Raw genomic sequence first — 17,777 nt, 5'->3', positions numbered from 1 at the left:
ACTGATCCACCCCGAAGGGCTTCACCGTTCGACTTGCATGTGTTAAGCACGCCGCCAGCGTTCGTCCTGAGCCAGGATCAAACTCTCCGTGAATGCTTTCGCACCTCGGAAGAGCGGCACAGCAACCACCGGAATAAGGTGATCCTGCGCACTGCGTCCTCGCTAGTGTCTTACTTTAAAGGAATCTCCAACCCCACCAGAAGGTGAGGCCGGGGATGTCAACATATCTGGCGTTGACTTTTGGCACGCTGTTGAGTTCTCAAGGAACGGTGGCTTCCTTCGGTCCGCCTTCCAGCGGGCCCTCCGGGCGCTTCGTTCGTGTTTCGAGCTTATCAGACGTTTTCCGCTCCGATTTCCCGGAGTTTCGCTTTCCGATTTCGCTCTTCGCCTTTCGGCGCCCCCGAACTCTACCAGAGTTTCTCGGGCCGTTTTTCCGCTCTCGAATTCGATTTCGGGAGTTTCCGCTCGGCCCTCGGGGCAACTCGGACTACGTTAGGGCAACGTTTCGCCCGCGTCAAACACGAGGGGCCGGATCTGGCTCGATCCGGCCCCTCGGTGGAGTCTCAGCAGCTCAGCCGCCGTGCGGTTTCAGCCACCTGATCCGCTACTCCGCAGCGACCTCGATGGCCGCGATGTTGCGCTTGCCGCGCCGCAGGACGAGCCAGCGGCCGTGCAGGAGGTCGGAGGCGACCGGGACGGCCTCCTCGTCGGTCACCTTCTCGTTGTTGAGGTAGGCGCCGCCCTCCTTGATGGTGCGTCGGGCGCCGGAGCGGCTGGGGGCCAGGCCGGCCTCGACCAGGAGGTCGACGATCGGGAGCAGCTCGGTGACCTTGCCCTTGGGGACCTCGGCGAGGGACGCCGCCAGGGTGGCGGGGTCCAGGTCGGCGAGGGCGCCCTGGCCGAAGAGGGCCTTGGACGCGGCGACCGCGCGCTCGTACTGCTCGGCGCCGTGGACCAGGGTGGTGAGCTCCTCGGCCAGCGCGCGCTGGGCGAGGCGGGCCTGCGGGCGCTCGGTGGTCTCGCGCTCCAGCTCCTCGACCTCCTCCTTCGAGCGGAAGGAGAAGATGCGCAGGAAGTTGGCCACGTCCCGGTCGTCCGCGTTCAGCCAGAACTGGTAGAAGGCGTAGGGGGTGGTCAGCTCCGGGTCCAGCCAGATCGTGCCGGACTCGGTCTTGCCGAACTTCGTGCCGTCGGCCTTCACGATCAGCGGGGTCGCGAGGGCGTGGGCGGACTTGCCCTCGGCCTTGCGGATCAGGTCGGTGCCGGCGGTGAGGTTGCCCCACTGGTCGCTGCCGCCGGTCTGCAGGGTGCAGTTGTAGCGGCGGTTGAGCTCCAGGTAGTCCATGCCCTGGAGGACCTGGTAGCTGAACTCGGTGTAGGAGATGCCGGCCTCGGAGTTGAGCCGTCGGGCGACGGCCTCCTTGGCGATCATGTTGTTGACCCGGAAGTACTTGCCGATGTCGCGCAGCAGGCCGATGGCCGAGATGCCCGAGGTCCAGTCCAGGTTGTTGACCATGCGGGCCGCGTACTCGCCCTCGAAGTCGAGGAAGCGCGAGATCTGGCCACGCAGGCGCTCGACCCAGGCGGCCACAGTCTCGGGGTCGTTGAGGACGCGCTCGGCGGTGGGCTTGGGGTCGCCGATCAGGCCGGTGGCGCCGCCGACCAGGCCGAGCGGGAGGTTGCCGGCCTGCTGGATGCGGCGCATGGTCAGGATCTGCACCAGGTTGCCGAGGTGCAGGCTGGGGGCCGTCGGGTCGAAGCCGCAATAGAACGTGACCGGGCCGTCCGCGAACGCCTTGCGCAGTGCGTCCTCGTCGGTGGACAGGGCGATCAGCCCTCGCCACCGCAGCTCGTCGACGATGTCCGTCACGGTCACGCTTCTCCTTCGGTCGGGCGTCCCGCCGCGTGGTCGGGTCCGTTCGGTCGGGCCCGGCGGGGGGACGGTTCCAGCGTGCAAGAGCCTACGCGGTCCGGGCCAGCGGGTTTCCGTCCCGTCCGGCTGACCGGCCGGTGCAGTACGGAAAATTCCGTTGTTCGCAGCAGGGGCCGCCGTTCAGAGTGGAGTACCGCCGACCGGCGGACAGGTTCTGGACGGGCGTGCCGTCGGGCACGGTCCGCAGGAAGGTGGCCCGAGGTGCGCAACACGCTGGTGCTGAACGCGAGCTACGAACCGCTGACGACGGTGTCGCTCAAGCGCGCCGTGGTTCTGGTGCTGCAGGACAAGGCGGTGGTCGAGCACGCGCATCCGCTCGGCATGGTGCGCGGTTCGGGGGTGTCCGTACCGGTGCCGCGGGTGATCAGGCTCCAACGGTACGTCCGGGTGCCGTTCCGACAACGGGCCCCGTGGTCGCGGCGCGGTGTGCTGACGAGGGACCAGTTCCTCTGCGCGTACTGCGGGCGGCGGGCCACCACGGTGGACCACCTGCAGCCGAAGTCGCGTGGCGGGGCGGACTCCTGGATGAACACGGTCGCGGCCTGCGCCGAGGACAACCAGCGCAAGGCGGACCGGACGCCGGAGCAGGCGGGGATGCGGCTGCTGCGGCAGCCGTTCGAGCCGACGCCGGAGGCCACGCTGATGCTGGCGCTCGGGCTGCGCAGCTCGGACATGGCGGAGCTGGCCCCGTGGCTGCCGGCGGCCGCGATGGCGGTCGCCTGAGGGCGGCCGGAGTAGGACGAAGAGCCCTGGTGGGCCGACCCGGTCGGGGGACAGGTCGGCCCGCCAGTGATGCCCGGAACTGACGGGCCGTCGGTTCCGGGCCGTGACAGGCGGGGGTTCAGCCCTTGGCCTGGAAGGCGGTGGCGAGGCCGAAGTTGGTGGAGTGCTCAGGCACCGCCACGACCTTGCCACCGCCCGTCAGCAGTCGGCCCGAGGTGAGCAGTGAGCCGGTGCCCTGGGCGAAGCCGCCGCCGGCGGCGGCGCGGCCGTCGGTGAGGGGGTAGCGGCTGAGGTGGGCCGGCTGGTCGAGGCGTTCGTCGGTGGCGAGCAGCAGGGCTCCGTCGGCCAGGCCGATCGGGGCGGTCTTGCCCTTCTCGCTGACCGGGGTCCTCCACTTCTGCTTGCCGGTGGTGAGGTCGTACGCGACCGCCACCGGCTGTCCGCCGTTCCCGGGGGTGAGGGTGGTGGCCAGGGTCTGCTCGTGGAAGAAGACCGAGGGGGTGGCGGAGAGTGCGCCCCGGGTGGCTTCGAGGCGGCCGCCGTCGGTGCTGAGCGGGATCTCGGTGGCCGGGTCGCCGCTGTCGCCCCAGGCGAAGATCCGGTCGTCGGCGGGGGCGCCTCCGGTGGTGAGCACCACGGCCGGTTCGGCGGAGAGCACGGTGACGGTCTTGGGCTGGTTGTTGAGCCCGCGCCACCAGTGCACCTTGCCGTCGGCGGCGTTGAGCGCGACGGCCTGGTCGTTGGGGTTGCTGTCGGCACAGGTGCTGTGGAGCAGCACCCGGTTGCCGGCGGCGGTGCCGCTCAGGGTGCAGAACTGGCCCTGCCCGGCGTACGCCCAGAGGTCCTTGCCGTCCGCGGCGGCCCAGGCGGCGGCGCGGTCGTCGCCGACCACCACGATCCGGTCGGCCAGTACCGCGGCGTGGGCGGTGTAGTTGTCCTTGGCGTCCGAGACGGGCTTGGTCCAGGCGTTCTTGCCGGTCTTGGTGTCGACGGCGGCGAGCAGGGTGCAGGGGCTCTTGGGGTCGGCCGAGGTGCGGAACAGCGCGGCGCCCAGGCCGTCGGAGTTGACGGTGGGTGAGAGGCCGCAGGGGACGGCGCCGTCGGCGGGCGGGGTGACCGTCCAGGTGGGCTTGCCGTCGGCGAGCGCGTAGGCGTGCACGCCGGTGGAGTCGGCACGGACGACCGCGTCGCCGGTGATCCAGCTGCCGAGCAGGGTGTCGTCGGCGCCGGCGGCCGGGGTGTTGGCCGGCTGGGCGGTCCAGGACTTGGCGTGCGCGACGCTGAAGGTCTTCGGGGCGGTGGCGGGGCCGGCCGCGGCGGTCTCCTCGTCCTGGTCGCCGGTGACCGTCAGCGCGGCGGCGACCAGCACGCCGAGGGCGGCGACGCCCGCGCCGGCGCGGATCAGCAGGGCGCGCTTGCCGGGGGCGTGCTCGCCGGAGAGGGCGGAGCCGACCAGCTCCTTGACCCGGTCGACCGGTGAGCCGGCGGAGGTCCTGCCGGTGCCCTTGGCCGGGCCCTTCCCCGAACCCTTGCCCGACCCCTTGGCGGCGGCGCGGGCCGCGCGGCGTCCCTGCGTCGGCAGGGCGACGGCCGCCGCGGCGGCGGGCGCCTCCGGCGACGGCGAGGGCGACGGCACGGACACGGCCGCAGGCGGCACCGCGGGCTCGAAGGCCGGTGCGGCCGGCGGCTCCTGGTAGTCCGTCGGCGCGTACGGCGAGGGGTCGTAGTACTGCTGATGACCCGCGTACTGCTCCTGCGGCTGGTACTGCGGCTGCTCCTGGGTCGGGTACCAGCCCGGCTGGTAGTCGTAGCCGACCGGGTCCTGCCCGGCGGGGCCGGGGTAGTCCTGGGCCATGCGATCCGTCCGTCCGACTGCGTGGTGCGGGTGCCAGCATCTCACGCCCTCGGGGGCATCCCGCCCGGAACCGGCGCTTTTCGGGCATCCGGGCGGCGTGCGACGGGGCGTCAGAGGGCGCGCAGTGCCTGGTCGATGCGGGCGGCCATGGTGAGGTCGAGGGCGGTGAGGCCGCCGGCGCTGTGGGTGGAGAGGACGAACCGCAGGGTGCGCCAGCGGATGTCGATGTCCGGGTGGTGGTCGAGCTGCTCGGCGGCCAGGGCCACGGTGTCCACCACGGCGATGGCGGTGGGGAAGCTCGCGGTCTCGGCGGTGCGGACGATGCTGCCGCCCTCCCGGGTCCACTCCGGGAGGGCGGCCAGGCCCTCGGTGATCTGAGCCTCGGTCAGCAGGGTGCGATCGGTCATGCCGTCAGGCTACGCAGGGCGGCACGAGGGCGCGGTCAGGTGAGGAGCATCCGGGTCACGGCGACCAGGCCGACCACGACGATCAGGGCGCGCAGCGCGACCGGCGAGAGGCGGCGGCCGACCTTGGCGCCGACCTGGCCGCCGATGGTGGAGCCGACCGCGATCAGGGCGACCACCAGCCAGTCGATCTCGGAGGTGAAGAGGAAGAAGACCGCGGCCACGCCGTTGACGACCATGGCGAGCACGTTCTTGATGCCGTTGAGCTTCTGCATCGGATCCTGGAGCAGCATGCCGAGCATGGCGATCAGCAGCACGCCCTGGGCGGCGCCGAAGTAGCCGCCGTAGATGCCGGCCAGGAAGACGCCGGTCAGCAGGACCGGGCCGATGCCGCGGGGTTCGCCGTCCCGGGTGCGGGCGGCCATCGCGCGGGCGACGCGTGGCTGGATCACGACCAGGACCAGCGCGAGCAGGATGAGCACCGGCACGATCGCGTCGAAGGCGGAGCCGGGCAGCTCGATCAGCAGCCAGGCGCCGAGCAGGCCGCCGAGCAGCGAGGCGGTGCCGAGCCGGAGCAGCTGGGGGGCGGTGCCCTTGAGCTCCTCCCGGTAGCCGATGGCGCCGCTGAGGCTGCCGGGCACCAGGCCGATGGTGTTGGAGACGTTGGCGGTGACCGGTGGCACGCCGAAGGCGAGCAGCACCGGGAAGGTGATCAGGGTGCCGGAGCCGACCACGGTGTTGATGGTCCCGGCGGCGACCCCGGCGAGCAGGACCGCGAGGTCCTCCCAGAGCGTCATGCGTGTTTCCCCTCCCTGGTCCGGTCCACGGCACTCGGGCGGCTCGCAGCCGGACGTCCGGACGATTCGTCCGCCGATCATGCATCAGGGCGGGGCCCGGCGGATAGTGCCGTCCGATACGCGAACGGGCCCGCTCCCCGGCAGGGGAACGGGCCCGTCGGCGGTGCGGCCTACTCGGGGTCGAGCTTGGGGTACTCGCGGCTGGGCTCCACCCGGGGGCGGGCGGCGCCCTTCTCGGTGTCGACCGGGCGCGGGCCGGCGGTCGGCGGGACGGAGGGGCGGTCGACCGGGACGGAGGTGGCCGCCGGGGCCGCGCCGCTGCCGTTGGCGTTCGGGTTGAGGCCGGTGAAGGCGCCGCCGAGGCCCTTGAGCGCGTCGCCGACCTCGCTCGGGATGATCCAGAGCTTGTTGGAGTCGCCCTTGGCCAGCTCGGGCAGGGTCTGCAGGTACTGGTAGGCCAGCAGCTTCTGGTCGGCGTCGCCGTCGTGGATCGCCTCGAAGACGGTCCGGATGGCGGCGGCCTCACCGTCGGCGCGGAGCACCGCGGCCTGCGCCTCACCCTCGGCCTTGAGCACCTCGGCCTGCTTGTCGCCCTCGGCGCGGAGGATGGCGGCCTGCCGGGCACCCTCGGCGGTGAGGATCGCCGCGCGCTTGTCGCGGTCGGCGCGCATCTGCTTCTCCATCGAGTCCTGGATGGAGGTCGGCGGCTCGATCGCCTTGAGCTCGACGCGGTTGACCCGGATGCCCCACTTGCCGGTGGCCTCGTCGAGGACGCCGCGCAGCCCCGCGTTGATCACCTCACGGGACGTCAGGGTGGACTCCAGGTCCATCGAGCCGATGATGTTGCGCAGCGTGGTGACGGTGAGCTGCTCGATCGCCTGGATGTAGCTGGCCACCTCGTAGGTGGCGGCCCGGGCGTCGGTGACCTGGTAGTAGATCACCGTGTCGATGTTCACCACCAGGTTGTCCTGGGTGATCACCGGCTGGGGCGGGAAGGGGACGACCTGCTCGCGCAGGTCGATCCGGTTCCGCACCCGGTCGATGAACGGGACGACGATGTTCAGGCCGGCGTTCAGCGTGCGGGTGTAGCGGCCGAACCGCTCCACGATGGCTGCGCTGGCCTGCGGGATCACCTGGATCGTCTTGATCAGTGCGATGAAGGCCACCACGACCAGGACGATCAGGACGATCAGGACGGGTTCCACTCGTTCTCCCCTAGACGACCAGGGCGGTGGCGCCCTGGATTTCGACGACGTCGACCTGCTGCCCCGGCTCGTAGACGCTGCCGGGGTGCAGGGCACGGGCCGACCAGATCTCGCCGTTCAGCTTGATCCGCCCTCCCTGCCCGTCGACCTGCTCCTGCACGATGGCGGTGGCCCCGGTGAGCGCATCGACGCCCGTCCTGAGCTGCGGCCCCTTCTCCAACTGGCGGCGCACGATCGGCCGGACGAACACCAGTTGGGCGGCCGAGGTCCCGACGAAGATCAGGAACTGCCCGGTCACGCCGATGCCGAGGGCCGAGGCCCCCGCGGTGATGCCGGCGCCGACCGCGAACATGGCGAACTCCGGCATCGCGGTGAGCACCAGCGGTATGCAAAGTCCGACTGCGGCCAGGAGCCACCAGATCCAGCTGTCCACGGGTCCATCCTAGGGAGGCGAGGTCTCTCCCGGCGGAAAGTTCCCGCAGGTGGACGGGCGGAAACCGGCCGCATGTGCGACCGGCCCCGGTTCAGTCCGTGTTCCGTGCGTTCAGCGCCGTTCAGCAGCCCCGGTCAGCCCAGCGGGAGGCCCTGGGCGGCCCAGCGGTCGCCGTGGCGCTCCAGGGTGAGCGGGAGGCCGAAGCAGAGCGAGAGGTTGCGGGCCGTCAGCTCGGTGTCGATCGGGCCGGCGGTGAGGACCTTGCCCCGGCGGATCATCAGGACGTGGGTGAAGCCGGGGACGATCTCCTCCACGTGGTGGGTGACCATCGCCATCGCCGGGGCGAACTCGTCCTGGGCCAGCGCGCCGAGACGGCGGATCAGGTCCTCGCGGCCGCCGAGGTCCAGGCCGGCCGCCGGCTCGTCCAGCAGCAGCAGCTCGGGGTCGGTCATCAGGGCGCGGGCGATCATGGTGCGCTTGCGCTCGCCCTCGGAGAGGGTGCCGAACTTCCGCTCCACCAGGGCCGACATGCCGAGCCGGTCGAGCAGCGCGAGGGCGCGGTACGAGTCGGTGTTCTCGTACTCCTCGTTCCAGGTGGCGGTCATGCCGTAGGCGGCGGTGAGCACGGTCTGCAGCACGGTCTGCTGGGCGGGGAGCTTGTCCAGCAGGGAGGCGGAGGCCAGGCCGATCCGGGCGCGCAGCTCGAAGACGTCGACCTCGCCGAGCTTCTCGCCGAGCACGGCGGCGGAGCCGGAGGTGGGGTGCAGGTAGGTGGAGGCGACCTGGAGGAGGGTGGTCTTGCCCGCTCCGTTCGGGCCGAGGATGACCCAGCGCTCGCCCTCGTTGATGGACCAGGAGACCTGATCGACCAGCGCGCGCCCCTCCCGGACCACGGATACGTCCACCAGTTCCAGCACGTCGCTCATGCCTACGCCTTCCCCAAAGCAAGAAAAATTGGGCGGTGTCCGAGGGCCCCGGGCGCCGGGCCCTCGGGATTGCTGTCCAAACCTACGCCACGCGGATGGCCGTACTTTCCGTAGGCTGGCCGGATGCCTGCCTTTGCCGCCGACAATCCGTACGAAGAGCCGCGCTCCGGGCGCCTGGCAGCGTGGGGCAATGCGCTGCTGACCGGCCACACCTCCCCCGACCACGCGGCCACCGCCGTGGCCGGGGCCGACGACAGCCACCGGGTGACCGGCCTGCCCGGCGACGCCGAGGGCGAACTGCACGGGCTCACCTGGGCCCTGGGGCGGCTGCGGGTGCTCGGGGCGACCGGGCTGCGGCTGGCCCTGCCGGTCTCCGGCCACCCGCTCGGGCTGACCGGCCCGGCCGGGTTCAACGACGCCGCGATGGTGGCCGGCGAGGCGGTGCTCGTGGTCGGCCTGCCGATCGGCTTCGTGCCCGAGGTGGAGGTCTACGGACCCGCCGGCGACCAGGGCGTCCGGGTGCTCTGGCGCTGCTCTGCGGTGAACGACGCGCCTCCGGCTGACGTGCCGTCACTGCACGAGGCCGAGCGCGAGCTGGCCGACGGGCTGCGCGAGACCACCCTGATGCTCACCAAGCTGGACGTGGCCGGCGCCGGCCCGCAGGCGCTGCGGGCGCTGGACCAGTGGCGCCGCCGGGGCCACACCGAACTGCTGGCGCCGGGCTACCCGCCCCGGGCGGTGCGGGTGCTGGAGTCGGCCCGGCAGATCTCCGCACTGCTCTGGATCGCCCTCGGGCACGGCGACGGCGCGGCCGTCTCCGCCTCCGAGATGGCCGCCCGCCGGGAGGTGCTGGCTCCCCTCGGCCGCACCACGCGGCGGGCCAAGGCGGCGGCGTACAACGCCCTGGTGGACGAGCGGGGCTGAGACCGGCCGGCTGGCCCGAAAGCGGTCGACACCCCGTCAGGTGTGCGTGGCAGACTCCCCCGGCGATCACCGATGACCTCCGGGGGGACCTCCATGCACGCGACCCGACGCAAGCTCCTGTTCGCGGCGGCCGGGGCGGGCGCGGCCGGCCTGGCCGCCGCCTCGCCGGCCGCCGCGGCCACCGCCGCCGCCCCGTGGCTCGACGTGACCGCCGCGCCCTACGGCGCGGCCGGTGACGGCAGCACCGACGACACCGCCGCGGTCAACTCGGCGCTGGCCGCGTGCCCGGTCGGCGGCGTGGTGCTGCTGCCGCCCGGCGTGTACGCCACCTCGGCCCCGCTGGTGGTGCCGCCCGGTGTCACGCTGCGCGGCAGCCACGGCACCCACCTGGACCTGCTGGCCTGCTCGGTCCGGCCGCTGGCCTCGTTCACCGGCGACGCGGTGATCCGCTTCGTCGACCGGGCCACCGGCGGCTACCCGGTGGTGAGCAACGAGCAGCGGCTGACCGAGGTGACCGTGGACGGCTCCCGGCTGCCGGCCGGGAACACCGTGGCCGGCATCCGGGCCCTCGGCCACGTGCACGGCGTGGTGCTCCAGGACGTGGCCGTGTTCCGGGTCGGCGGCAACGGCGTCACCGCCTCGTACAACTCCTCCGGCATCGCCTACAGCTGGCGCGGCACCCGGGTGGTGGCCAACGCCTGCGGCGGCTTCGGCTTCAACCTCTCGATGACCGACTGCACCTGGATCGACCTGGAGGCGATCGGCTGCGGCAAGAGCGGCTTCTACGTCAACAACGCCGCCAACTCGCACTTCGTCAGCTGCCGGGCGGAGTGGAACGGCCACCACGGCTTCGAGTTCACCGGTGCCTGGACCACCGGCAACGGCGCGGGCGGCTGCTCGGCCACCAACCTCTCCACCGACCGCAACGCGTACAACGGCGTGCTGGTGAACGCCACCGGCACCGGCCCGCTGGTGCTCAACGGCCTGATGCTCCGTCGGGACGGCCGCAACGGCGGGGCCGGGGGCGGCGGGTACGCCGGGTTCCAGGCGCTCGGCACCACCCTGCCGGTGGCGGTCTCCGGCCTGGCGGTCTTCCCCGGCACCGACGACGGCGGCGCCAACGCCTCCACCCCGCAGTACGGCCTGGCGGTGACGAACTCCTCCTTCGTCTCCGTCTCCGGCGGCTACCTCCAGGCCGCCGAGGCCCCGGTGCTGGACGGCGGCGGGAACGGGCTGCTGCGGCTGGACCCGGGCCTGGGGCTGGCCACCGGCCCGACCTCCGCCCCGGTGACGGCGGACCGCAACCGCTGGGGCGCCACCGCCGCGTACGGCGTCGCGGTGGCGCAGGACGACCGGACGGCGCTGGCGCTGGACAACAGCGGCTCCAACGTCAACCAGCCGTTGGTCCGGCTGCAGACCGGCACCGCCGCGAGCAACGTGCTCAAGGCCGCCGTGGCCGGCGAGGCCCGGACCCGCTTCGCGCTGGGCGCCTCCGGCCGGATGGAGTGGAGCGACGGCGCGGCGGCGGCCGACACCGTGCTCCAGCGCTCCGGCCCCGGGGTGCTCCGTACCGACCAGGCCCTGAGCCTGGGTCAGGGCCTGCGGGTGAGCGAGGGAGGGAGCAGCGCGCGGATGGGCACGCTGACCCTGAACGGGACCGCCGAGGTGACGGTGCCCACGACGGCCGTGACGGCGCGCAGCCGGGTCTTCCTGACGGCGCAGTCGGCGGCGGGTTCGAGCGCCACCCCCGGGGTCGCGTACGTCTCCGGGCGGACGGCCGGGGTGTCCTTCGCGGTCCGGGGGACGGCCGGGGACGCCTCGGTGGTCGCCTGGCTGGTGGTCGAGCCCGCCTGACGGCCCGTCAGCCGACCCGTCAGCCGGCCGCGTTGCGGACCGCCCAGAGGGCGGCCTGGGTGCGGTCGGCCAGGTCGAGCTTCATCAGGATGTTGCTGACGTGGGTCTTCACGGTCTTCTCGGACAGGTGGAGCGCCCGGGCGATCTCGCGGTTGGAGCGGCCGTCGGCGATGTGCGAGAGCACCTCGCGCTCGCGGTCGGTGAGGCTGCCGCCGCGGCCCTGCGGGGCGCGCGGGGTGTCGTCGGAGAGCAGGGCGGTGGCCAGCTCCGGCTGGAGCAGGACGTGGCCGGCGTGCACCGAGCGGATCGCGCCGGCCAGCGCCTCCGGGTCCACGTCCTTGTAGACGTAGCCGCAGGCGCCGGCCCGCAGGGCGGGCACCATGGTGCGCTGCTCGGTGAAGCTGGTGACGATCAGCACCTTGGCCTCGGAGCCGCCCTCGCGGAGCAGCTTGAGCGCCTCGATGCCGTCCACCGTGGGCATCTTGAGGTCCATCAGCACGACGTCGGGGGCGAGGGCGAGGATCCGCTCCACGCCTTCGGCACCGTCGGCGGCCTCCCCCACCACCTCGATGTCGTCCTGCACCTCCAGGAAGGTGCGCAGGCCCCGTCGGACCACCTGGTGGTCGTCCACCAGCAGGACGCGGATCGGTGACGCGGTGTCAGGCACCGGGGACCTCCAGCTCGATGACGGTGCCCCGGCCGGGGGCGGATTCCAGCGACAGGGTGCCGCCGACGGCAGCCGCCCGGTCCCGCATGGAGACCAGGCCGAGGTGGCGGCCGGCCCGGCGGACGGCGTCCGGGTCGAAGCCCTGGCCGTCGTCGGCCACCCGCAGGCGGGCGCCGCGCGACGGGGTGCCGGTCAGGGTGACCGCCACGGCCCCGGCGCCGGAGTGGCGCAGTGCGTTGTGCAGCGCCTCCTGGGCGACCCGCAGCACCGCCGCCTCCTGGGCCGGGGGCAGCGCGCGGACGCCGTCGGCGGTGAAGCGGACGGAGGCGGTGTGGGCCCGGTCGAGGACCTGGACCTGGGAGGCCAGGGTCGGCACCAGACCGTCCTCGTCCAGTGCGGCGGGGCGCAACTCGACCACCACGGTGCGCAGTTCGTCGGCGGCCTCGGCGGCCAGCCGGGCGACCTCGGCCAGTTCGGCGCGGGCCCGGTCCGGGTCGCGGTCGACCAGCTTGGCGGCGGCCTTGGCGGTCAGGCGCAGCGAGAAGAGCTTCTGCGAGACGGCGTCGTGCAGGTCGTGGGCGATCCGGGCCCGCTCGCCGGCCAGGGTGAGCTCGCGGCTGCGCTCGTAGAGGCGGGCGTTGCCGAGCGCGATGGCGGCGTGGGCGGCCAGGATGCGCAGCAGCTCCTCGTCGTGGGCGGTGAAGCCGCCCTCCTTGTTGGCCAGGAAGACGGCGCCGAGGATCTCGGTGCCGTCCACGATCGGCACGCCGAGGAAGTCCTTCATGTCGGGGTGGGCGCTGGGCCAGCCCTCGAAGTCGGGGGCGTGCCGGACGTCCGCCAGCCGGGTCGGCTCCATCCGGTGCAGCATCGCGGCGAGCACCCCGTGCTGGCGGGGCAGCGGGCCGATCGCCTTCCACTGCTCGTCGCTGACGCCGTCCACCACGAACTGGGCGAAGCCGCCGTGGTCGTCCGGCACGCCGAGGGCGGCGTACTCGGCGCCCAGCAGGGCGCGGGCCTCGGCGGTGATCCGCCGCAGCACCTCGCGCACCTCCAGGTGGCGGCTCATCGCCAGCACGGCGCTGCTGACGGCCTCGATGCCGCTGAGGTTGGGGTCGCAGGCGGGCTGGTCACACGGTTCCGGCATGGGGCCACGCTACCGCCGGGGCCCGGGGGCGGGCATGAGGCATCGGGTCTAGGTCCATGGTCCCGGTCCGGGCGGCGCGTACCTCCGCAGGTCCTCGGCCGCGCTACCGGAGCTCCGGTACTCCCCCCGGGGCCCGCACGGTGCTCAGCCGCGCTGCATCACCTCGGGCTCGTGGCGGCGCTGGAGCCGGGCCAGCAGCAGGCCGAGCAGGACCGCGAAGGCCACCAGGACCGCCCAGTTGAGCAGCAGCTGCCCCGGCTCGTGAGCCCAGAGGCCGTCCGGTTCGGGGGCGGTCGGGGAGATCCGGCCGAGGTCGAGGGTGGTGGCCCCGGCCGCGACGGCCCAGCGGGCGGGCATCAGCCAGGCGAACTGCTCCAGGCCGGGCTCGTCGTAGAGCCGGAACACCGCGCCGGTGAAGACCAGTTGGACGATGGCGAACATCACCAGCAGCGGCATGGTCTTCTCGGCGGTGCGCACCAGGGCGGAGATGACCAGGCCGACCATCATCGAGACGAGGCCGAGCAGGGTCACCCCGATCCCCAGCTCCAGCGCCGGAGCACCCGTCAGCAGCAGTCCCTCCGAGGGGAGTTCGCGCGCCCCGAAGCCGATCGCCGAGATCAGCCCGCCCTGCACCAGGCTGACGGCGCCGAGCACCACCACCTTGGAGGTGAGGTAGGCGGATCTGGACAGGCCGGTGGCCCGTTCCCGTTCGTAGACCGGCCGTTCCTTGATCAGCTCGCGGACGGAGTTGGCCGCTCCGGCCAGACAGGCGCCGACCGCGAGCACCAGCAGGATCATCCGCGCGCCGCCGTTCACCGCCTTGGGGCCCGCCCCCTCGCAGGCGACCAGACCGCACGGGTCCGGGATCACCGCGCTGACCCCGCCGAGCACCAGCGGCAGCAGCAGCGAGAGTGCCAGGAAGCCCCGGTCGGTGCCGAGCACCGCCAGGTAGCGGCGGACCAGGGTCCACAGCTGCGCGCCCCAGCTGCGCGGGCGGGGCGGCTCGGCGCCGCCGCGCCGTACGGGGAGCGCGGGCAGCGGGGTGGCGATCGAGTCGGCGGAGTACTCCTGGTGGTGCGGGGAGCCCCGGTAGCGGCCGGCCCAGTCGTGGCCGGGGTGGTTCTCGAAGGCCTGGAAGACGTCCGCCCAGCTCGGGTAGCCGAAGAAGTACAGCGCCTCGGCGGGCGGCCCGAAGTAGGCCACCGAACCGCCCGGGGCGAGCACCAACACCCGGTCGCAGAGCCCGAGTTCGGCCACCGAGTGGGTGACCACCAGGACGGTCCGGCCGTCGTCGGCCAGGGTGCGCAGGGTCTGCATCACCTCGCGGTCCATGCCCGGGTCCAGGCCGGAGGTCGGCTCGTCCAGGAAGATCAGCGAGGGCTTGGTGAGCAGCTCCAGGGCGACGCTGACGCGCTTCTGCTGGCCGCCGGAGAGCGCGCTGATCCGCTGGTCGGCCCGCTGGTCCAGGCGCAGCTCGTACAGCACCTCCTCGATCCGGCGCTCGCGCTCGGCCGCCTCGGTGTCCCCGGGGAAGCGCAGCTCGGCGGCGTAGCGCAGGGCGCTGCGCACCGTCAGCTCGCGGTGCAGGATCTCGGACTGCGGCACCAGGCCGATCCGGGCCCGGAGTTCGGCGAACTGCCGGTAGAGGTCGCGCCCGTCGTACAGCACCTGGCCGGCGTCGGCCGGGCGGTAGCCGGTGAGCGCGCGCAGCAGGGTCGACTTGCCGGAGCCGGACGGGCCGACCACCGCGACCAGGGACTTCTCCGGGACGGTGAAGCCGACGTCGTCCAGCAGGGTGCGGCGCTTGCCCTTGTGCTCCACCTCGACGGTGAGGTGGCGGGCCGAGAAGGTCACCGCGCCGTCGTCCACGTACTCCTGGAGCTGGCCGCCGACCAGGGCGAAGCCGGAGCGGCCGATGGTGAGGCGGTCCTGCTCGCCGACCCGGGCGCGCTGCACCGGGAGGCCGTTCAGGTAGACCCCGTTGTTCGCCCCGAGGTCGACCACCTCCCAGTCGCCGTTCGGGAGTTGGCGCAGCTCGGCGTGGTGGCGGGAGACCAGCAGGTCGGTCAGCACCACGTCGTTGTCCAGGGCCCGGCCGATCCGGATGGTGCGGGTGTACGCGGCCAGGCTGCGCACCACCGTCGGGGGCTCCTGGCGCGGGAACGCGGCGGCCGGGAACGCTGCGGCGGGGAACGCTGCGGCCGGGAAGGCCTGCTTGGGCGCCTCGCCGCGCTTGGTGACGGCCGCGTGCCAGGGCACCTGCGGGGCGGCGAAACTCAGCACCGGGCCGCTGGCCGCACTGCCCAGGCGGACCTCGGTACCGGGCCGGAGCGGTATGCGCCCGGTGCGCTCGTTCCGGTGGTAGGTGCCGTTGGTGGAGCCGTGGTCGGTGAGGTGCCAGCCGTCGCCCTGGTGGCCGATGGTGGCGTGCCGCCAGGAGACCCGGGCGTCGTCGATCCGCAGGTCCGCCGCCGGATCGCGTCCCACCGAGTACGAACGCGCCGGATCGAGGACCACCCTCCGCCCGCCGACCACCACTTCGAGCTGTGCCACGTCCCGCTCTTCCCCCCGCCGGTCCCGACCCCTGACGGGGCGCCATCTTTCCAGTACCCCGGTGCGGGCGCTGTCAGCCGGTCACTGTTCCCCCACCGTTCGTCCGCGCGTTGGTCCAGAGGGCGGACGCCGTTGCGGGCGCGGTCAGGCGGCCCGGTAGCGTGGGAGGCACCATGAACGCTGCGCCCCTCCCCCCGCTGCCCCGGTCGTACGACGATGAGCGCACCTTGCTGGTCAAGGTCTTCGGCAAGGACCGTCCCGGGATCACCTCCGGACTGTTCAGCACGCTCGGCGCGTTCGGCGTGGACGTCATCGACATCGAGCAGATGGTCACCCGGGGGCGCATCACGCTCTGCGCCCTGATCGCCACCCCCCAGGGCGGCCCCGGCGCGGAGGGCGCGCTCCGCTCGACCGTCCACCGCTGGGCGGAGGAGCTCAAGCTCCAGGCCGAGATCATCTCCGGCACCGGCGACAACGCCCCGCGCCGCGAGGGCCGCTCCCACGTCACCGTGCTCGGCCACCCCCTGACCGCCGCCGCCACCGCCGCCCTGACCGGCCGCATCACCGACGCCGGCGGCAACATCGACCGCGTCTTCCGCCTCGCCAAGTACCCCGTCACCGCCGTCGAACTGGCCGTCTCCGGCGTGCCCACCGAGGAGCTGCGCTCCGTCCTGGTCACCGAGGCCGCCGCCCAGCGGGTCGACATCGCGGTCGTCCGGGCCGGGCTGCAGCGGCGGGCCAAGCGGCTGGTCGTCATGGACGTGGACTCCACCCTGATCCAGGACGAGGTGATCGAGCTCTTCGCCGCGCACGCCGGCTGCGAGGAGGAGGTCGCCGCCGTGACCGCCGCGGCGATGGCCGGCGAGCTGGACTTCGCCGAGTCCCTGCGCGCCCGGGTCGCCCTGCTGGCCGGCCTGGACGCCGCCGTCACCGAGAAGGTCCGCACCGAGGTCCGCTTCACGCCCGGCGCCCGCACCCTGGTCCGTACGCTGCGCCGCCTCGGCTTCCAGGTCGCCATCGTCTCCGGCGGCTTCACCCAGGTCACCGACCACCTGGTCGAGCAGCTCGGCCTCGACTACGCCGCCGCCAACACCCTCGAGGTGGTCGACGGCAAGTTCACCGGCCGCGTCACCGGCGAGATCGTCGACCGCGCCGGCAAGGCCCGCTGGCTCGCCCGCTTCGCCGAGCAGGCCCGCGTCCCCCTGGAGCAGACCGTCGCCATCGGCGACGGGGCCAACGACCTCGACATGCTCAACGCGGCCGGCCTCGGCGTCGCCTTCAACGCCAAGCCCGTCGTCCGCGAGGCCGCCGACACCGCGGTCAACGTCCCCTGGCTCGACGCCGTCCTCTACCTGCTGGGCATCACCCGCGAAGAGGTCGAAGCCGCCGACGCCCTGGACGGCACCCCGACCGAGGACTGACCGCCTCCGGCGGGGCGGGGAAGGGGCAGGCGGACGAAGGGCCTCACCCCCGAAGAAGCGGAAGCGCCGACGCCCTGGACGGCACCCCCACCGAGGACTGATCCGGCGGACGATCGAACCGTCGCACGTCAGGGGCCCCGACCGTCGGAACGGTCGGGGCCCCTGACGTCGCGTCAGTCCTCGTGCGGGGTGTGGAAGGTGTCGAGGGTGGCGATGCCCGGTTCGACGGTCTTCCAGGGGGTGGTGAAGGAGAGGACGGCGATGGCGGCGGTGGGGAAGCCGCCTCGGGTGAGGCGGGTGAGGGCGTCGGGGTCGCCCTGGTCGCCAGCGAGGATCTGGGTGAGGCCGAGCACGCCCGGGTTGTGGCCGACCAGGATGAGGTCGTGGTGGTCGTCCGGGGTCTCCTGGAGGACGGCGATGATCTCGCCGGGGCTGGCCTCGTAGATCCGGTCCTCGTAGACCGTCTTGCGGGGGCGCTTGGGCAGCTCGTGGGCGGCGAGCTTCCAGGTCTCCCGGGTGCGCAGGGCGGTGGAGCAGAGCACGTAGTCGGGATTGATGCCGGAGTCGGTCAGCCACCGGCCGGCGTCCGGGGCCTGGTGACGGCCCCGGTCGGCCAGCGGCCGCTCGTGGTCGTCCACGCCGTTGGGCCAGTCGGCCTTGGCGTGGCGGAGAACGATGATCCTTCGGAGGGTGTCGGCGCTCATACCCAGAGCTTTCCAGAAAACCCCCGGTCGGGCGCGGCGCTCCCCGTGCCCACCACTCCTGGGGGTGGCGGCGTCAGCCCATGTCGTTGGCGAAGCTGGCGAGGATCGCGATCACCACGACGAGGGCGGCGATCAGGCCGAGGAGCTGGAGGAGCTTCTTCTGACCGTTCGGGGGGTTCGGTTCGAGGACGGGCATGGGAGGAGTCTCGCATCCGCTTACGGCGGTGGACTCCC

At 72.9% G+C, this 17,777-nt stretch carries 16 protein-coding genes and 1 rRNA gene; 4 read left to right on the top strand and 13 right to left on the bottom strand.

Annotation, left to right across the window (positions count from 1 at the left end; translation table 11 throughout):
• Nucleotides 1-93, bottom strand: a 16S ribosomal RNA gene (locus ACWCYY_RS17980); the annotation flags it as partial.
• Nucleotides 94-604: 511 nt separating this feature from the next.
• A complete protein-coding gene (gene tyrS / locus ACWCYY_RS17975; protein ID WP_449796553.1) occupies nt 605-1,870 on the bottom strand; it encodes a tyrosine--tRNA ligase in 1,266 nt (421 codons plus the stop codon).
• Between the two features lie 264 nt (nt 1,871-2,134).
• Here tyrS and ACWCYY_RS17970 point away from each other — a divergent pair, with 264 nt between their 5' ends.
• Nucleotides 2,135-2,656 (top strand): HNH endonuclease, encoded by a 522-nt coding sequence (locus ACWCYY_RS17970; protein WP_380149092.1) that lies wholly within the window; start codon nt 2,135-2,137, stop codon nt 2,654-2,656.
• Between the two features lie 118 nt (nt 2,657-2,774).
• On the opposite strand, the gene ACWCYY_RS17965 is transcribed toward ACWCYY_RS17970, so the two are convergent.
• The 6 genes from ACWCYY_RS17965 to ACWCYY_RS17940 all read right to left on the bottom strand — a co-directional run bounded on the left by ACWCYY_RS17965 (nt 2,775) and on the right by ACWCYY_RS17940 (nt 8,276).
• Entirely contained in the window at nt 2,775-4,511 is a 1,737-nt protein-coding gene (locus tag ACWCYY_RS17965; RefSeq protein ID WP_449796552.1) for an outer membrane protein assembly factor BamB family protein, read from the bottom strand.
• A 110-nt stretch (nt 4,512-4,621) separates the two neighbouring features.
• Nucleotides 4,622-4,918 carry a 4a-hydroxytetrahydrobiopterin dehydratase gene (locus ACWCYY_RS17960; RefSeq protein WP_380149089.1) on the bottom strand — a complete coding sequence of 99 codons (297 nt, stop codon included), beginning with the start codon at nt 4,916-4,918 and terminating at the stop codon, nt 4,622-4,624.
• Between the two features lie 35 nt (nt 4,919-4,953).
• Nucleotides 4,954-5,712, bottom strand: a complete 759-nt coding sequence (locus ACWCYY_RS17955; protein WP_380149087.1) for a sulfite exporter TauE/SafE family protein — start codon at nt 5,710-5,712, stop codon at nt 4,954-4,956.
• A gap of 170 nt (nt 5,713-5,882) precedes the next feature.
• Nucleotides 5,883-6,917, bottom strand: coding sequence for an SPFH domain-containing protein (locus ACWCYY_RS17950; protein WP_345290731.1), 1,035 nt, complete (start codon nt 6,915-6,917; stop codon nt 5,883-5,885).
• Nucleotides 6,918-6,927: 10 nt separating this feature from the next.
• Complete coding sequence (locus tag ACWCYY_RS17945; RefSeq protein WP_345290732.1) at nt 6,928-7,350, bottom strand: NfeD family protein; 423 nt, start codon at nt 7,348-7,350, stop codon at nt 6,928-6,930.
• Between the two features lie 134 nt (nt 7,351-7,484).
• Nucleotides 7,485-8,276 carry an ABC transporter ATP-binding protein gene (locus ACWCYY_RS17940; protein ID WP_345290733.1) on the bottom strand — a complete coding sequence of 264 codons (792 nt, stop codon included), beginning with the start codon at nt 8,274-8,276 and terminating at the stop codon, nt 7,485-7,487.
• Nucleotides 8,277-8,399: 123 nt separating this feature from the next.
• Between ACWCYY_RS17940 and ACWCYY_RS17935 the strand changes: the two genes are divergently transcribed.
• Nucleotides 8,400-9,200 (top strand): hypothetical protein, encoded by an 801-nt coding sequence (locus tag ACWCYY_RS17935; protein ID WP_345290734.1) that lies wholly within the window; start codon nt 8,400-8,402, stop codon nt 9,198-9,200.
• A 93-nt stretch (nt 9,201-9,293) separates the two neighbouring features.
• Nucleotides 9,294-11,054 carry a glycosyl hydrolase family 28-related protein gene (locus tag ACWCYY_RS17930; RefSeq protein ID WP_345290735.1) on the top strand — a complete coding sequence of 587 codons (1,761 nt, stop codon included), beginning with the start codon at nt 9,294-9,296 and terminating at the stop codon, nt 11,052-11,054.
• A 19-nt stretch (nt 11,055-11,073) separates the two neighbouring features.
• Here ACWCYY_RS17930 and ACWCYY_RS17925 read toward each other — a convergent pair whose 3' ends face one another.
• From ACWCYY_RS17925 to ACWCYY_RS17915, 3 genes are all read right to left on the bottom strand, one after another.
• A complete protein-coding gene (locus tag ACWCYY_RS17925) occupies nt 11,074-11,721 on the bottom strand; it encodes a response regulator transcription factor (RefSeq protein WP_345290736.1) in 648 nt (215 codons plus the stop codon).
• Entirely contained in the window at nt 11,714-12,865 is a 1,152-nt protein-coding gene (locus tag ACWCYY_RS17920) for a GAF domain-containing sensor histidine kinase (protein WP_345290737.1), read from the bottom strand. Before ACWCYY_RS17920 ends, ACWCYY_RS17925 begins: the two co-directional genes overlap by 8 nt.
• A gap of 144 nt (nt 12,866-13,009) precedes the next feature.
• Nucleotides 13,010-15,418: an FHA domain-containing protein gene (locus tag ACWCYY_RS17915; protein ID WP_345290738.1), complete on the bottom strand. Its 2,409-nt coding sequence runs from the start codon at nt 15,416-15,418 to the stop codon at nt 13,010-13,012.
• 173 nt (nt 15,419-15,591) lie between these two features.
• On the opposite strand from ACWCYY_RS17915, the gene serB reads away from it, so the two are divergent.
• Entirely contained in the window at nt 15,592-16,839 is a 1,248-nt protein-coding gene (serB, locus tag ACWCYY_RS17910) for a phosphoserine phosphatase SerB (RefSeq protein ID WP_449796551.1), read from the top strand.
• Nucleotides 16,840-17,012: 173 nt separating this feature from the next.
• On the opposite strand, the gene ACWCYY_RS17905 is transcribed toward serB, so the two are convergent.
• Together ACWCYY_RS17905 and ACWCYY_RS17900 are read right to left on the bottom strand one after the other, a co-directional pair.
• Nucleotides 17,013-17,543 carry a SixA phosphatase family protein gene (locus tag ACWCYY_RS17905; RefSeq protein ID WP_345290739.1) on the bottom strand — a complete coding sequence of 177 codons (531 nt, stop codon included), beginning with the start codon at nt 17,541-17,543 and terminating at the stop codon, nt 17,013-17,015.
• Between the two features lie 73 nt (nt 17,544-17,616).
• Nucleotides 17,617-17,739 carry an SGM_5486 family transporter-associated protein gene (locus ACWCYY_RS17900; RefSeq protein WP_345290740.1) on the bottom strand — a complete coding sequence of 41 codons (123 nt, stop codon included), beginning with the start codon at nt 17,737-17,739 and terminating at the stop codon, nt 17,617-17,619.
• Nucleotides 17,740-17,777 lie beyond the last annotated feature (38 nt).

This window comes from Kitasatospora sp. NPDC001664 (assembly GCF_053596675.1).
The sequence above is the reverse complement of the archived record's forward strand: the minus strand, read 5'-3'. Positions and strand labels throughout refer to the sequence as shown.

Excerpts from the sequence above, each read along its gene's own strand:
- ACWCYY_RS17935 (WP_345290734.1), top strand. The coding sequence starts at position 8,400 with ATGCCTGCCTTTGCCGCCGACAATCCGTACGAAGAGCCGCGCTCCGGG.
- serB (WP_449796551.1), top strand. The coding sequence starts at position 15,592 with ATGAACGCTGCGCCCCTCCCCCCGCTGCCCCGGTCGTACGACGATGAG.
- ACWCYY_RS17900 (WP_345290740.1), bottom strand. The coding sequence starts at position 17,739 with ATGCCCGTCCTCGAACCGAACCCCCCGAACGGTCAGAAGAAGCTCCTC.
- ACWCYY_RS17905 (WP_345290739.1), bottom strand. The coding sequence starts at position 17,543 with ATGAGCGCCGACACCCTCCGAAGGATCATCGTTCTCCGCCACGCCAAG.
- ACWCYY_RS17955 (WP_380149087.1), bottom strand. The coding sequence starts at position 5,712 with ATGACGCTCTGGGAGGACCTCGCGGTCCTGCTCGCCGGGGTCGCCGCC.
- ACWCYY_RS17940 (WP_345290733.1), bottom strand. The coding sequence starts at position 8,276 with ATGAGCGACGTGCTGGAACTGGTGGACGTATCCGTGGTCCGGGAGGGG.
- ACWCYY_RS17960 (WP_380149089.1), bottom strand. The coding sequence starts at position 4,918 with ATGACCGATCGCACCCTGCTGACCGAGGCTCAGATCACCGAGGGCCTG.
- ACWCYY_RS17920 (WP_345290737.1), bottom strand. The coding sequence starts at position 12,865 with ATGCCGGAACCGTGTGACCAGCCCGCCTGCGACCCCAACCTCAGCGGC.
- ACWCYY_RS17965 (WP_449796552.1), bottom strand. The coding sequence starts at position 4,511 with ATGGCCCAGGACTACCCCGGCCCCGCCGGGCAGGACCCGGTCGGCTAC.
- ACWCYY_RS17930 (WP_345290735.1), top strand. The coding sequence starts at position 9,294 with ATGCACGCGACCCGACGCAAGCTCCTGTTCGCGGCGGCCGGGGCGGGC.